12 protein-coding genes are annotated in these 13,754 nt (G+C 77.1%); 3 read left to right on the plus strand and 9 right to left on the minus strand.

Features of this window, described 5'->3' with window-relative positions; all coding sequences use genetic code 11:
- Positions 1-247: 247 nt before the first annotated feature.
- The 3 genes from GTY84_RS00320 to GTY84_RS00330 all read right to left on the minus strand — a co-directional run bounded on the left by GTY84_RS00320 (position 248) and on the right by GTY84_RS00330 (position 5,641).
- A complete protein-coding gene (locus tag GTY84_RS00320; protein ID WP_161223956.1) occupies positions 248-1,891 on the minus strand; it encodes a DNA repair helicase XPB in 1,644 nt (547 codons plus the stop codon).
- An 87-nt stretch (positions 1,892-1,978) separates the two neighbouring features.
- Positions 1,979-2,149 (minus strand): hypothetical protein, encoded by a 171-nt coding sequence (locus GTY84_RS00325; RefSeq protein WP_161223957.1) that lies wholly within the window; start codon positions 2,147-2,149, stop codon positions 1,979-1,981.
- A gap of 714 nt (positions 2,150-2,863) precedes the next feature.
- Entirely contained in the window at positions 2,864-5,641 is a 2,778-nt protein-coding gene (locus tag GTY84_RS00330) for a helicase C-terminal domain-containing protein (RefSeq protein ID WP_161223958.1), read from the minus strand.
- A gap of 118 nt (positions 5,642-5,759) precedes the next feature.
- Here GTY84_RS00330 and GTY84_RS00335 point away from each other — a divergent pair, with 118 nt between their 5' ends.
- Complete coding sequence (locus GTY84_RS00335; protein ID WP_161223959.1) at positions 5,760-6,776, plus strand: hypothetical protein; 1,017 nt, start codon at positions 5,760-5,762, stop codon at positions 6,774-6,776.
- 199 nt (positions 6,777-6,975) lie between these two features.
- Here GTY84_RS00335 and GTY84_RS00340 read toward each other — a convergent pair whose 3' ends face one another.
- Positions 6,976-7,248 carry a hypothetical protein gene (locus GTY84_RS00340; protein ID WP_161223960.1) on the minus strand — a complete coding sequence of 91 codons (273 nt, stop codon included), beginning with the start codon at positions 7,246-7,248 and terminating at the stop codon, positions 6,976-6,978.
- 151 nt (positions 7,249-7,399) lie between these two features.
- On the opposite strand from GTY84_RS00340, the gene GTY84_RS00345 reads away from it, so the two are divergent.
- Positions 7,400-7,783, plus strand: coding sequence for a cold-shock protein (locus GTY84_RS00345; protein ID WP_161223961.1), 384 nt, complete (start codon positions 7,400-7,402; stop codon positions 7,781-7,783).
- A 100-nt stretch (positions 7,784-7,883) separates the two neighbouring features.
- On the opposite strand, the gene GTY84_RS00350 is transcribed toward GTY84_RS00345, so the two are convergent.
- Genes GTY84_RS00350 through GTY84_RS00365 form a run of 4 tightly spaced genes read right to left on the minus strand, consistent with a single transcriptional unit; the run spans position 7,884 to position 11,493 of the window.
- Positions 7,884-8,735 carry a 1,4-dihydroxy-6-naphthoate synthase gene (locus tag GTY84_RS00350; RefSeq protein WP_161223962.1) on the minus strand — a complete coding sequence of 284 codons (852 nt, stop codon included), beginning with the start codon at positions 8,733-8,735 and terminating at the stop codon, positions 7,884-7,886.
- Positions 8,722-9,486, minus strand: a complete 765-nt coding sequence (locus GTY84_RS00355; protein ID WP_345943293.1) for a futalosine hydrolase — start codon at positions 9,484-9,486, stop codon at positions 8,722-8,724. Before GTY84_RS00355 ends, GTY84_RS00350 begins: the two co-directional genes overlap by 14 nt.
- 47 nt (positions 9,487-9,533) lie before the next feature.
- Positions 9,534-10,046 carry a DUF2771 domain-containing protein gene (locus GTY84_RS00360; RefSeq protein WP_202548912.1) on the minus strand — a complete coding sequence of 171 codons (513 nt, stop codon included), beginning with the start codon at positions 10,044-10,046 and terminating at the stop codon, positions 9,534-9,536.
- A gap of 58 nt (positions 10,047-10,104) precedes the next feature.
- Positions 10,105-11,493: an MFS transporter gene (locus tag GTY84_RS00365; RefSeq protein ID WP_161223964.1), complete on the minus strand. Its 1,389-nt coding sequence runs from the start codon at positions 11,491-11,493 to the stop codon at positions 10,105-10,107.
- 532 nt (positions 11,494-12,025) lie between these two features.
- Between GTY84_RS00365 and GTY84_RS00370 the strand changes: the two genes are divergently transcribed.
- Complete coding sequence (locus GTY84_RS00370; protein ID WP_161223965.1) at positions 12,026-12,952, plus strand: DUF3027 domain-containing protein; 927 nt, start codon at positions 12,026-12,028, stop codon at positions 12,950-12,952.
- A 51-nt stretch (positions 12,953-13,003) separates the two neighbouring features.
- Here the strand turns inward: GTY84_RS00370 and GTY84_RS00375 are convergent, their stop codons facing one another.
- A complete protein-coding gene (locus tag GTY84_RS00375) occupies positions 13,004-13,735 on the minus strand; it encodes a DUF5825 family protein (protein ID WP_161223966.1) in 732 nt (243 codons plus the stop codon).
- Between the last annotated feature and the right edge of the window lie 19 nt (positions 13,736-13,754).

Consider the following 13,754-nt stretch of genomic DNA (forward strand, 5'->3'; position numbering starts at 1 on the left):
GGTGTGCACGGTCGCTCTGCCGCCCCGCGCGCACGGTCACCCCGGCGTCGGGCGTCCGGCGTCCGGCCCCGCGCGCGCCGCGCACCGGGTGGTGCCGGTGCCGGTGCCGGTGCCGACGCCCGCCCGGCGGCGCCCGTCCGGGCGCTCGGCCTCGCGTACCGCAGGCCCGCGGCCCCGCCGTGTGCGGGGCTCCTTGCCGGAGCCGGAGCCGGAGCCGGAGCCGGAGCCGGAGCCGGAGCCGGAGCCCTCAGCCTTCGGTCAGGAGTTCGTCCGCGTCCATGATCCGGTAGGCGTAGCCCTGTTCCGCCAGGAAGCGCTGGCGGTGGGCGGCGAAGTCCTGGTCGATGGTGTCGCGGGCGACGACCGAGTAGAAGTGCGCCTGGTGGCCGTCGGCCTTGGGCCGCAGCACCCGGCCGAGCCGCTGGGCCTCCTCCTGCCGGGAGCCGAAGGTGCCCGAGACCTGGATGGCGACCGTCGCCTCCGGCAGGTCGATCGAGAAGTTCGCGACCTTGGAGACCACGAGCACCCCGATCTCCCCGCGCCGGAAGGCGTCGAAGAGCTTCTCCCGCTGGGCGTTGGTCGTCTCCCCCTTGATCACCGGCGCGCCCAGGTGCTCGCCCAGCTCGTCGAGCTGGTCGATGTACTGCCCGATGACGAGGATCTGCTGCCCGGCGAAGCGCCGCACGATCGCCTCGGTCACCCTCCGCTTGGTGGCGGTCGTCGCGCAGAACCGGTACTTCTCCTCCGGCTCGGCGGTGGCGTAGGCCAGCCGCTCGGGCTCGGTGAGGTTGACCCGGACCTCGACGCAGTCGGCGGGCGCGATGTAGCCCTGCGCCTCGATCTCCTTCCACGGCGCGTCGAACCGCTTCGGCCCGATGAGCGAGAAGACGTCCGACTCCCGCCCGTCCTCGCGCACCAGGGTCGCCGTCAGGCCGAGCCGCCGCCGCGCCTGGAGGTCGGCGGTGAACTTGAAGACCGGCGCGGGGAGCAGGTGCACCTCGTCGTAGATGATCAGCCCCCAGTCGCGGGAGTCGAACAGCTCCAGGTGCGGGTAGACGCCCTTCCGCCGGGTCGTGAGCACCTGGTACGTGGCGATGGTGACCGGGCGGATCTCCTTCTTCGTCCCGCTGTACTCGCCGATCTCGTCCTCGGTGAGCGAGGTGCGCCGCACCAGCTCGTGCTTCCACTGCCGGGCGGAGACGGTGTTGGTGACCAGGATCAGCGTCGTCGACCGGGCCTGCGCCATCGAACCGGCGCCGACCAGGGTCTTGCCCGCGCCGCAGGGCAGGACGACCACCCCGCTGCCGCCGTGCCAGAAGTTCTCCACGGCCTGCTTCTGGTACGGGCGCAGCGCCCAGCCGTCCTCGGCCAGCTCGATCGGGTGCGCCTCCCCGTCGACGTACCCGGCGAGGTCCTCCGCGGGCCAGCCCAGCTTCAGCAGGGTCTGCTTGATCTGCCCGCGCTCGGAGGGGTGCACCGCCACCGTGTCGGCGTCGATCCGGGCGCCGACCAGCGGGGCGATCCGCTTCGACTTCAGCACCTCCTCCAGCACCGGGCGGTCGGTGGTGGTCAGCACCAGCCCGTGCGCCGGGTGCTTGCTGAGGGTCAGCCTGCCGTAGCGGTCCATCGTCTCCGCGATGTCCACGAGCAGCGCGTGCGGCACCGGATAGCGGCTGTACTGCACCAGCGCGTCCACGACCTGCTCGGCGTCGTGCCCGGCAGCCCGCGCGTTCCACAGGCCGAGCGGGGTGACGCGATAGGTGTGGATGTGCTCCGGCGCCCGTTCCAGTTCCGCGAACGGAGCGATGACCCGGCGGCAGTCGTCGGCCTGCTCGTGGTCGACCTCGAGCAGCAGGGTCTTGTCGGACTGGACGATCAACGGACCATTCACGGGCGGCACACCTTTCGCACGCACAGACGGCCGGACGTCGGTTCGGCCAATCGTCCAGTGTGCCTGATCGCGGGGTGCGCGGTCCGGCTACGGCAACGTGACCTTGTCGGCTCCCGGTGTCCCGGAGGCCGCGGGGCCGGGCGGGGGCGGGCCGGTTGCGCCCGGGGCGAGGGCGCCGATCAGCGCGGCGGCGGTCACCACGGCGGCGACGGAGACGGCGACGGCGGAGCGGGTGGTGTCGGAGAGCTGCGCGCACATGGGGGGCCGGCCTTTCGGAGGGTGCGGAACGCGGTGCGTCCGGTGGCTGCCCGCGCCGAGCGGCGCCGATGCGCGGAGCGGGCGGAACTCCCCCGCGCGTGGGAACCGCGCGGCGTGGCGCGCATGGACCGGCGCGTACACCCGTACGGCGCAACGGCGGCCGGAGCCGAGCCCGCGACGCTCCGTGCGCCCGGAGCCGCGCCTGCCCCCGTGCCCCCGGAGCCGCGCCCCGGAGCCGCGCCCGTGCCGTGCGCCCGGAGCCGCGCCCGCCACACCCCGTGCGCCCGGAACCGCGCCGGAGCCGCGTCCGTTTCGTGTTCCCGGTGGCGCACCGTCCGTTCCGTGATCCGGGTGCGGGCCGCCCGGCCCGTGCTCCCGGCGGGACGTCGGCCCGTTCCGGCGTCGGCCGGTCGGGGCGAGTACCGCCCGGTGCCCCGTCGCGGCCGTGACCGTCCGGCCGGGGCCCGGCCCAGACCCGGCCGCCTGGCGGCGTACTTGCCGGCTCCGGGCTCTCGGCGGGGGATTCCGGCCGGTTCCGGTCCCCGGCCGGGGACCGGTCCCGGGCCTCCAGAGGGGCACGGGTCCCTCCCGGGCGCCCGGGAGGGACCGCAGTGAACTGCCGTCCCCGGCCCCGCGGGCCGGCCCGTCCCCGGCCTCGCCGCTCCGGCCGGCCCGTGCCCGGCCCCGTGGCCCGGCCCGCCTCGACCACCCCGGTCAGGGCACCTCGTCCGCGAGTTCCGCCACGCCCGTGATCCGGTGCAGCGGATAGGTGCGCACCTCGTCCGCCGTGTGGTCGTACGCCGTGACGAAGCCGCCCTCCACGCCGACCGGCGCGATGACCCGCTGGCTGGCGGCGCCCTCGGCGTTGACGTAGCCGATCCACAGCGTCCCGCCGGTCAGGACCGCGGCCTGCACCGTCGCGAGGGTCTCGGCGGCGCCGGTCCGGGGCAGCTCCCCCGGCCCGGTGGCGGCTCCCGAGCCGTCGGCGGCGGGCTTGCGCGGCGCGGTGGCCGCCAGGTCGCCCGCCCGGACGGCGCGGACCGCGGCGGCGAGCAGGACGTCGTCCGGCACCGGCGGCCCGTCCGGGACCGGCTCCGGCGGGGTGCGCGGCGGGGTGCGGCGGGCGTCGGCGCGGGTGATCAGCACATCGCCCGCGGCGGACTCGGCGGCCGGCGCGAACCCCATCGACCGCAGCCCCTCCAGCAGCGCCCCCGGGTCGGCCTGCGCGGCCAGCACGGTCGGCGCCAGGCGGCGCAGGCCCAGTGGGGCCGCCCGCTTGTCGGCCAGGATCTCGCTGAGCAGCGCGTCGTCGTCGCAGCGCACATACGCCGAGGCGGAGCCCACCCGCAGCCGCCCGTGCCGCCGGGCCACGTCGTCGATGAGGTACGTGAGGGGCTGCGGGACCGGCGTACGGGAGTGGGCGGCCAGGAAGGCGTGCAGGTCGGCGGCGGTGCGCCCGGAGTCCAGGGCGCGCCGGACGGAGCCGGGGGTGAACCGGTAGACCGTGGCCCCGCCCTTGGACTCCACGTCGGCCAGCACCCCGAGGACATCGGCCAGCGGCCGCTCCAGCGGGCCCGGCGCCACCGCCGTGAGGTCGGCCTGGAGCAGGACGTGGTCCAGCGGCTCGGGAAGCAGCGGGGCGAGCAGCCGGGCGGCGCGCACGGCGGCGGCCGCCCGCTCGGCCGCCGTCGGGGGCGCCGTCACCGGGGGCGTGCGGTGGTGCACGGGGAGCTTGTCACCGGGGCCCGCGGGCGCCCCGGGCTCCGGCGGCTGTCCGTCGGCGGGCGCCGGGTGGTGCGCTCCGGCGGCGACCGGCCCGCGCGCCCCGGACCGCGCGGAACCCCGGCCCCCGGCGCCCCCGGCCCCACCGCGCGTGCCCCCGGCCCCACTGCCCGCGCCCGCTCCGCCGCCCGACGCGCCTGTGCCCGACGCGCCCGCACCCGCGTCGCCCGCGCCGGAATCCCCGGCGCCGGTGCCCTCCGCGCCGGGTGCGGGGGCCTCGGGCGCGCCGGTCAGCGCGCGTCCCGGCGCCGACAGCGCCCCCCGCCCGGTGATCCCCAGCAGCTCCGCCTCCGACAGGGTCCACCGGGCCAGCAGGGTGCGCGGATCGTCGTCCGCCCGCTCCCGCCGGTCCCCGTGCGGCGGGCGCTCCCAGTCCAGCCGGGCCAGCAGCGAGCCCTCGTCCGGCGCGGAACCCTCGGGGAGCCGGGCCAGCAGGCCCAGCACCCGCCGGCGCACCTCGGGCGCCGCCGAGCGGTCCAGGCCGGGGCCGAGCGCGGAGAGCGTGCGGTCCTTGGCGTCCCGGCCGCCGACCAGCCCCGGCGCCCGGGTCGCCGTCAGCCAGGCCCCGGCCAGCCGCGCCCAGCGCTCGGCGGTCGGCAGCTCCCGCCACTCGTCGTAGGCCGGGGTCGCGGCGTACCGCTCGTCGGCCTCGCCGTCGGAGGCCAGCAGACCCGCCGCGTACGCCAGCTCGGCCCAGAAGGCGGCCACCGGTTCGGGCACGTCCAGCGCGGCGGCGGTGCGCTTGAGGTCGCGCACGCTCAGCCCGCCGGCCCGCAGCACCGTGGGACCGCCCTCGTCCCAGTCCTTCAGCAGCTCCTCCACCGTGGCCAGCGCCGTCAGCGCCTGGCCCGCCGCGGTGGCGTCCACCACCCGGGGCGGGTGCGCCGCGGCGGCCTCCACGGCGGGCGGCAGCGGCTCCGGCGCGCGGTGCGCCCGGCCGCCGCGCAGGTGCAGGGCGGCCTCGCGGGGCAGGACGACGGTGCCCGGCGCGGTCGGCAGCAGCAGCCCGCGCTCCAGCAGTCGGCGCAGATGGGGCGCCGGGTCATGGGTGACCTGCCCGTACGGCGGCCCCCACACCAGCCGGTCCAGCACCTGCCGGGACTCCTCGGGAAGTCCGGCGAGCACCCCCGCCATCCGGCGCCGGTCCGCGAACAGGGCGGCCAGGGCGGCCACCGCGGACACCGAGTCGTGCGTCGAGGCCAGCCCGACGGCGGCCAGGATCTCCTGCACCCGGCCCGGAGACATGCCCGCCGCGGCCTCCCGGACGGTGGGTCCGAGCCCCGTCGGCGAGGGGTGGCGGGCGGAGGGGGCGAGCAGCTCCCGGGCGGTGCGCACCAGGCGCAGCCGGTCGTCGCCGCCCCACACCAGGGCCTGCTCGCGCAGCCCGGCCAGGGCCCGGGGGAGCGCGGCGGTCACGGCCGGGTCGGCGTCGTCACCGGCCATCAGGGCGAGCAGTTCGGCGTACGGCGCCGGGTCGGCGGCCACGGCCAGCGCCTGCGCCGTCTGGAGCGCGAACCGGTCCAGCCGCTCCAGCGCCCGCACCACCGAGGCGCGGGTGCCGGCCCGGGTGGCGAGCTGGGTGAGGTCCGTGGGCACGGGGGTGACGAGGTCGGGCCGGCTGCGCAGGAGGGCGGCCAGGGAGGCGTCGTCCCTGCCGCGGAGCGCCTCCGCGAGGGACCGGGGGGCCGCGGGCTTCTCCTCGGTGCTCATCGGCCCAACTTAGCCGGTGTCCCGTGCGGCGAGCAGTCGTGCCGCCGGGCCGCCCCGGCGCGGTGAACCGGTACCTTCGTGCCTCGGAGCACCACAACGCACCGGCCCGGAGGGGTTCGTGGGGATCGAGAGCGACCAGGTCGTCTACGAGTATCTGAGCCGCGTCGGCGACGTGGCGCAGCAGCGGCAGCTGCCGTCCGCCGCCCGGATGCGGCTGGTCGCGGACCTGCGCGAGCGGATCGACCGGCACCGGTCCGGGGCCGCCGGGGACAGCCCCGCCGCCGTGCGGCGGATCCTGGACGGGCTGGGCAGCCCCGACGACCTGGTGGAGGCGGCCGGAGCGGCGGTGCCGGGGGCCGCGGGCGGGGCGCCCCCGACGCCGGCGCCCGCCGTGCCCGTGCAGCGGGCGGACGAGCCCTCCGCCGGGCGCCGGGACGCGGGCCCGCGCGGCGCCGCGCCGTCCCCGGGGGCCGCCGGGACCGGGGCGGCGGGGCCGGGGGCCATGGCGGGGGAACGCGCCGAACGACGGGAGTGGTGGCGGGTGGAGGGGCCCTCCGGCGGCGCCGGGGGACCGTTCGGCACCGTCGGGGGCCCGTTCGGGGCCGGTGACGGCGTGCCGGGGTTCGTCGGCGGCGTGGAGATCCCGGAACTGCTCAGGCCGCCGCCGTCCGGGGACCCGGACGAGGACGACGCCGAGGACGGCGGGGCGCCGGACGGCCCCGGGGCGGAGGCCGCGGGCGGCGAGCCCGGCGGGTCCGCCCGGCGGTTCGGGCTGCCGCGCCTCCGGTCGGCCGGAGGCGTGCGGAACCCCCTGCTGCTGACGGGGGCGGCTCTGCTGGCCGCCGGGGCGCTGCTCGGCTCGCTCGTCCCGCTGGGCCTGGGCTGGCTGATCGCCTACTGCTCGCGGCGGCTGACCCGGGAGCAGTCCCGGTGGGCGGTGCTGGGGCTGCCCGGCACGGTCGCCGCCGCGTCCGCCGTCTGGCTCTGGGGGCGCGCGGACGGCCGCTGGGGCGATCCGGTCGCGCAGGGAGCGATGCGGGACGCGGTCGCCGAGACCTGGCCCTGGACGCTGCGGGCCGCCGCCGTCGCCACGGCCCTCTACCTCCTCTGGCACGCCCGCCGCCAACAGGGCTGACCCGGAGGGGTCGCACCCGGCCCTCGGGGCCGGCCCCCAGGGGTTCGCACCCGGCCCCTCCTGGCCTGCCCCGAGGGCCCTCTCCGGGCAGACCTCGGAGCCCCTACGGAGGGTCCCCGAGGGGCCCGGGGGCGCTCCGGCCGGTCCCGGGGCAGCACGGGATGGGGGAGGGGGCGCTACGGGGTGGGCGAAGGGGTCGCTACGGGGTGGGCGAGGGCGCTCCTCCGGTCAGCGCGCGCGTCCGGCGGCGCCCCGCCGCGACGGACCGCAGGACGCCCGCGCCGGCGATGAGGAACCCGACGCCCATCAGCATGCTCAGGCCGAACATGTAGACCGGGAACGGCGTCGTCCCCATCAGCAGCGGGGCCACCGTGATCAGGGCGGCCACGGCGCCGACGAAGAAGACGACGGCTCCGGCGCGGACCAGCCGGTCGCCGGGCCCGGAGGGATTCGCTTGGGTTTTGTCAGCCACCCCACCAGGGTAGTTCCCACCCCGAGGGGACCGACCGGCGGACGTCTTGTCACCGGCCCCCGGAGCATTTGCCTGGACACCGGCGGGTCCCACGACCCGCCCGAGTGCTGTCATGAGCGGTTTTCCGACGAACACGAGGACGAGGACGGACGTGCCCACCGGCAAGGTTAAGTGGTTCAACAGTGAGAAGGGCTTCGGCTTTCTCTCCCGCGACGACGGCGGTGACGTCTTCGTGCATTCCTCGGTCCTCCCCGCCGGGGTCGAGGCGCTGAAGCCCGGCCAGCGCGTGGAATTCGGTGTCGTCGCAGGTCAGCGCGGTGACCAGGCGCTTTCCCTGACGCTGCTGGAACCGGCGCCGTCGGTCGCCGCGGCCCAGCGCCGGAAGCCCGACGAACTCGCCTCGATCGTGCAGGATTTGACGACCCTGCTCGAAAACATCACCCCGATGCTGGAAAAGGGCCGTTATCCCGACAAGGCGGCGGGAAAGCAGATCGCCGGTCTGCTGCGCGCGGTCGCGGACCAGTTGGACGTGTGAGCCGCTGTTCCGCGCCCGCGGCCCGGACGCGCTTTCTTCGGGGCCTCTCGTCTGGATCAGGCCGGGCTCGCGGGGTCCGGCCTGATCCAGACGGAAGACCCTAAGGGAATTCCAGCGCGTCCGGGCCGAGGGCCGGTACGAGTCCCTCGGCCGCCGCGCGGGTCAGCAGGTCCCGGACGGCCGCGTAGCCGTCCTCGCCGAGGTCGGCGGTGAACTCGTTGACGTACAGCCCGATGTGCTGGTCGGCGACGGACGGGTCCATCTCCTGGGCGTGCTCCATCACATAGGGCCGCGAGAGCGCGGGGTCGTCCCAGGCCGCGCGGACCGAGGCCCGGACGGAGTCCGCGAGCCGGGTCAGCGCCCCGGCCCCCAGCGACCGCTTGGCGATGATCGCGCCCAGCGGGATCGGCAGCCCGGTGGTGCTCTCCCAGTGCTCGCCCATGTCGGCGATCCGGTGCAGCCCGTAGTCCCGGTAGGTGAAGCGGGCCTCGTGGATGACGAGCCCGGCGTCGACCCGGCCGTCCCGCACGGCGGGCATGATCTCGTGGAACGGCATGACCACGATGCCGCCCACCCCGCCGGGCACCGCGTCCGCCGCCCACAGCCGGAACAGCAGGTACGCCGTCGACGTCTCGCTCGGCACCGCCACCGTGCGGCCGCGCAGGTCGGCGCCCTCCTCGCGGGCCAGCACCAGCGGCCCGCAGCCCCGGCCCAGGGCCCCGCCGCAGGGCAGCAGGGCGTACTCCCCGAGGACCCTCGGCAGCACGGCGTAGGAGACCTTCAGGACGTCGTACTCGCCGCGCTCGGCCATGCCGTTGGTGATGTCGATGTCCGCGAAGGTCACGTCGAGGGCGGGGGCGCCGGGGACCCGGCCGTGGGCGAGGGCGTCGAAGACGAAGGTGTCGTTCGGGCAGGGGGAGTAGGCGATCCGCAGGGCTTCACCGGTGGTCATGTGTGGTCCAACTCGTCAGGACGGTCCCGGGCTTCCCCGGCCGTCTCTCCGGTCCTCGGGGCCCGTCCGGCTCCCGGGCGTCCCCCGGCCCGCCGAGCGCGGCGAAGGCCGCCGTGAGGGCGGCGAGGGCGTCGCCCACCCGCCAGGCGGCGCGGTCGCGCGGGCCCACCGGGTTGGAGACCGCGCGCAGTTCCAGTACGGGCACCCCGTGGGCGGCGGCGGCCTCGGCGACGCCGAAGCCCTCCATGGCCTCCGCGAGGGCCCGCGGATGCCGGGAGCGCAGCAGGTCGGCGCGGGCGGCGGTGCCGGTCACCGTGGAGCCGGTCAGTACCGTGCCGGGGCGGGCCCCGGTGGCCGCGGCGACCGCGCGCACCAGGGCGGCCGGGGGGCGGTGGGTGACGGTGCCGAAGCCGAGGTCGGTGACCGGCAGGAAGCCGTCGGCCGTCTCGGCGCCCAGGTCGGCGGCGGTGATCTCGTCCGCGACCACCAGCGAGCCGACCGGCGCCCCGGGCGCGAAGCCGCCGGCGATGCCGGCCGAGACGACCAGCCCGTAGGAGGCGCCGCCCAGGGCCGCGGCGGTCAGCGCGGCGGCCGTGGAGGCGGCGGCGAGCGCGGGGCCCACCCCGGCGGCCAGCAGGTCCCAGCCGTGCGGCAGCCGGTGCAGCACGGCCCCGGGGCGGATCACCTCGGTGACCGGGCCCGGGAACGCGCGGGCCACCGCGTCCCGCTCCGCGGGGACCGCGGTGGCCACCAGGACGCGGGGCGGGGCCCCGGGGCCCCGCGCGGGGGCGGACCCGGTCAGTCCGCCTTCTTCAGCTTGAACACCCACACCGCGGTGATCTTCTCGCTGTCCGCCTTGCCGTCGCGGGCGGCGATGGCGACGTTGGTGGAGTTGCCCTGGGCGCCGTACTGGGCGTTGAAGAAGACGCTGCCGGGAACGGTGGTGTAGGTCTTCTTGAAGTCGTTGACCAGTTGCTGACCGTTCATCAGGATCGTCCAGCGCTTGTCCGCGATCTTCGGGTCGACGCCGAAGCGCACGGTCTCGTCCGGGTCGACCGTGATCGTCTTGGCGTCCTTGTCCTTCAGGCACGCGGTGATCTGCGCGTCGGAGAGGGCCTTGCCCTCCCAGCCGCAGGCGGCCTGGGAACTCACCGAGTCGGAGCCGACCGTGATCGTCGACACCGGGGTGGGCTCGTCACAGGCGGACAGCAGGAGCAGTCCTGCGGAGACGGCGCCGACGGTGGCGACGGCACGGCGGCGTCGCACAGCGCGGTGTCCGGTAGCGGCTGCGCCGCGGGGCAACGTGGTCATGGCGAAAGGCTATACGGCGCCCGGGGCCCGTTCCCCACCTGGGGGCGGCGTGCCGTGCTCACGCCACCCTCGGCCGCGCGGTGCCGCCGTGCCGTGCCGACGCGATCAGCCCCCGTACGGTCGTCAGCCAGCCGGCGGCCACGATGGTGGCGCCGACGGCCAGGCCCAGGGTGCCGTTGAGCGGCAGCGCGATGCCGACGGCGCCGCCGAGGACCCAGGAGACCTGGAGCAGTGTCTCCGAGCGGGCGAACGCCGAGGTGCGCACGTGCTCGGGCACGTCCCGCTGGATCAGCGCGTCCAGGGCCAGCTTGGCGAGGGCCTGGGCGAAACCGGCGACGGCGGCCAGGCAGGCCACCAGCACGGCGCCGAAGAACACGGCGGCCGTCACCGCCGCGCCGGCCAGGATCGCGACCACCGTCACGATGATGATCTCCGGCGCCCGCGACCTCAGCCACGCCCCGACCGCCGTGCCCAGGGCGTTCCCGGCCCCGGCGGCCACGCCCACGATGCCCAGCGAGACCGCCGCGCTCTGTCCCGTCATCGGGTGCACGCGCAGCAGGAAGGCGAGGAAGAAGATCAGGAAGCCGGTCAGGCAGCGGATGGCGGCGTTGGCGGCCAGCGCCAGGGTGACCGCCGGGCCGACCGTGCGCAGCCCGGGGCGCCTGTTCTCCGCGCGCCGCGGCCCGTGCAGCAGGTGCTCCTCGGCGGCGAGCAGGGCCCGGCCCTCGCCCCGCGCGGAGTCCACCTTGGGCGGCAGCGTGAACGACAGGAAGGTCCCCGCCGCGAAGATCACGAAGGCGCCGTAGAGCGGCCAGCGCGGGCCCACCTGCTGGAGCCCGGCCGCCACGGGCGCGGCGATCCCGGTGGCGAGCAGCCCGCAGAGCGTGACCCGGGAGTTCGCCTTGACCAGGGAGAAGCCGGGCGGCAGCAGTCGCGGCACGACCGCGCTGCGGACCACGCCGTACGCCTTGGAGGCGACCAGGACGCACAGGGCCGCCGGGTACATGCCGAGGCTGCCGGTGACGACCGCGCCGGACAGCACCAGGGCGAGCAGGGCGCGGGCGCCCATCGCGGTGGCCATGGCGGCGCGGCGGCCGTGCGGCACGCGGTCCAGGAGCGGGCCGATGACGGGGGCGAGGAGCGTGAACGGGGCCATGGTGATGGCCAGGTAGAGGGCGACCCGGCCGCGGGCCTCGTCGGTGGGGACGGAGAAGAAGACGGTGGAGGCGAGCGCGACGGTGATCATCACGTCGCCCGCGCCGTTCACCCCGTGCAGTTCGATCAGCTTGCCGAGGCCGGACTCGCCGGCGCCGTGCGCGTGGGTCGCCCGGCGGATGACGCGCGCCGTCGCGCTCACCGGCCGCCGCAGGGCACGGCCGACCGCGCGGAACCACCCGGGACCCCGTCCCCGGCTCCCGCCCTTGAACTCCGTCCGTGCGGCTGCCACTCCGACATAGTGCCCCGCCGGGAGCCGATCTAGCGCGGCCCGGACCCGGACGGACGCCCCGGGGGCCCCGCCGGGCGGGGTGCGGGGCTCTCGGGGGCGCCCCCAGGGGAGGCCGGGGCGCGCCGGGGGCGCACCGGGGGACGGACCCGGGGGGCGCTCCCCGGGGCTGCCCGGGGCCGCCCCCGGCGGGGCCGGGGGACACGCCCGGGCGCCACGGGGCCGTTTCCGTCAGGGGCGTGGGGGGTGTTCACCCCTGGGGCGGAGGAGCGTCCGGCGGTCCGGCGGGGGGAGCGGGGGGCGGTGGAAAAGCCCGTCGGTGTAGGCCCAGCGCAGATGAGCAGGTAGCGTGCGTAGCTGCGCCATGGCGAACGTTCTCGGCCGCGCGCCTTACGGTCATCCCGCAGAATGGATGACGTAGGCGCGCCCGAGGGCGACAGGGCGCGGACGTCGACGCGGTCCACAGGTCCGCTCCGTCCGCCCCTCGCGGACAGGGGCGCACTCGTGAGACGGCGTATGGAGAGAAGCGATACCTGTGAGCGCAGCGACAACGCGAAGCCGCACCCCCGACCGCCTGTGCGCCGAGGCGGTCGATCTCGCCCGCGCCGCCGCCGAGGAGGTCGCCGCGCCAGGAGTGGTCGGCGAACACGAGGGAATGGTGTCGGAGGGCGACCGTGTCGTCACCCACTACTTCGCCTCCAAGGAGATGGGCTACCGCGGCTGGCGCTGGGCCGTCACCGTCGCCCGCGCCTCCCGCGCCCGGATCGTCACCGTGGACGAGGCGGTCCTGCTGCCCGGCGCCGACGCCCTCCTCGCCCCCGAGTGGGTGCCGTGGAGCGAGCGGCTGCGCCCCGGGGACATGGGCCCCGGCGATCTGCTGCCCACCGACGCCGAGGACCTGCGGCTGGAGCCCGGCTGGTCCGGCGAGGACGAGCCGCCGCCGAACTCCGCCGTCTCCCACGAGATGGCCGACCTCGTGGAGGCCGAGGACGCCGAGCTGACGGCGGGTCCGCCGGCCGGTCTGACGACCACTCCGGCCCGCGGCACCATCGCCTCGGTGGCCGAGGAGCTGGGCCTGCGGCGCGCCCGCGTCCTGTCCCGCTACGGCCTGCTGGCCGCCGCCGAGCGCTGGGAGGAGGCCTTCGGCCCGAGGACCCCGATGGCCCAGGCGGCGCCCGCCCCCTGCGTCTCCTGCGGCTTCCTGGTCCGCATCGGCGGCTCGCTCGGCCAGGCCTTCGGCCTCTGCGCCAACGAGTTCTCCCCCGCGGACGGCAGGGTCGTCTCCCTCGCCTACGGCTGCGGCGGCCACTCCGAGGCCGCGGTCATGCCCCGGCCCCCGCAGCCCCCGCCGCCGGTGATCGACGAGACCCGGGTGGACCCGTTCCCGCTGCGCCCGGCCGCGGACTCCGGTTCGGTGCCGGAGGGCGAGGACGCGTTGGCGGCGGAGCTGGGCCACTCCTGAGGGCCGCCCCGCCGCTCCCGCCGCCCCCGGCGCCTCCGGCGGGCGCGCGGGTCAGATCGTCATGGACTCCTGGAGCCAGCGGTCCACCCGGTACGGCACCCACCAGGAGAGGACGCCGATGTCCAGGACGAGCCGCTCGCCCCGGAAGTCGTCGAGCACCGCGGGCCGCACGGAGCCGGCGGGCGCCCCGTACGCCAGGCGGTCGATGGCCGTCCGGTACTCCGGTTCGTCGGCGGTGAAGCGCCGCAGCTCGCCCCAGCGGCGGTCGCGGATCTGCACGAAGCCGGGTCCCACCCGCCAGAGGCACTTGCAGAGGTAGTGGCCCCGCCGCCAGGCCCGGAGCGCCTCCCCAGGGTCCCCGGCCTCCCCGGCCGGGCCGCCCCCGGCGGTGCCGTCGCTCCTCTCGGCCCCTTCCGGTTCCGTCCGCCCGTCGTGGCCGTCGAGGCGGCGGGGCGGCTGGAGGTGGCAGAGCACCCGCCAGGCGTCCACCGCCCGGCCGAGCCGCAGCTCCCAGTCGACCAGGACGGCCCGTGCCGTCAGATCCCGCACCAGGCTGAGCGCGGCCACGGTCCGGGCGGCCCGCTCCGGCCCGGCCTCGCCGGTGAGGTCCACGGTGCCGGGCAGCCTCACCCGGCGGGCGCCCAGCCGCCACAGGCGCTCGGCGGCGCCGCCGGGGTCGCCGGACGGGTCGACCTCGCCGAGGAACATGCCGGGCAGCCCGCAGGCCGCCGGATCGTGGTCCCGCCAGGCCAGGACGGGCGGCGGACTCGGGACGGCGCTCATACGGGGTCTCCTCCTCGGG

The organism is Streptomyces sp. SID8352 (genome assembly GCF_009862265.1).
In the GTDB taxonomy this organism is placed as follows: domain Bacteria; phylum Actinomycetota; class Actinomycetes; order Streptomycetales; family Streptomycetaceae; genus Streptomyces.

What these genes read in the sequence shown, in the direction of transcription:
- GTY84_RS00325 (WP_161223957.1), bottom strand. Translation starts at nt 2,149, where the DNA reads ATGTGCGCGCAGCTCTCCGACACCACCCGCTCCGCCGTCGCCGTCTCC.
- GTY84_RS00330 (WP_161223958.1), bottom strand. Translation starts at nt 5,641, where the DNA reads ATGAGCACCGAGGAGAAGCCCGCGGCCCCCCGGTCCCTCGCGGAGGCG.
- GTY84_RS00350 (WP_161223962.1), bottom strand. Translation starts at nt 8,735, where the DNA reads ATGACCACCGGTGAAGCCCTGCGGATCGCCTACTCCCCCTGCCCGAAC.
- GTY84_RS00360 (WP_202548912.1), bottom strand. Translation starts at nt 10,046, where the DNA reads ATGACCACGTTGCCCCGCGGCGCAGCCGCTACCGGACACCGCGCTGTG.
- GTY84_RS00375 (WP_161223966.1), bottom strand. Translation starts at nt 13,735, where the DNA reads ATGAGCGCCGTCCCGAGTCCGCCGCCCGTCCTGGCCTGGCGGGACCAC.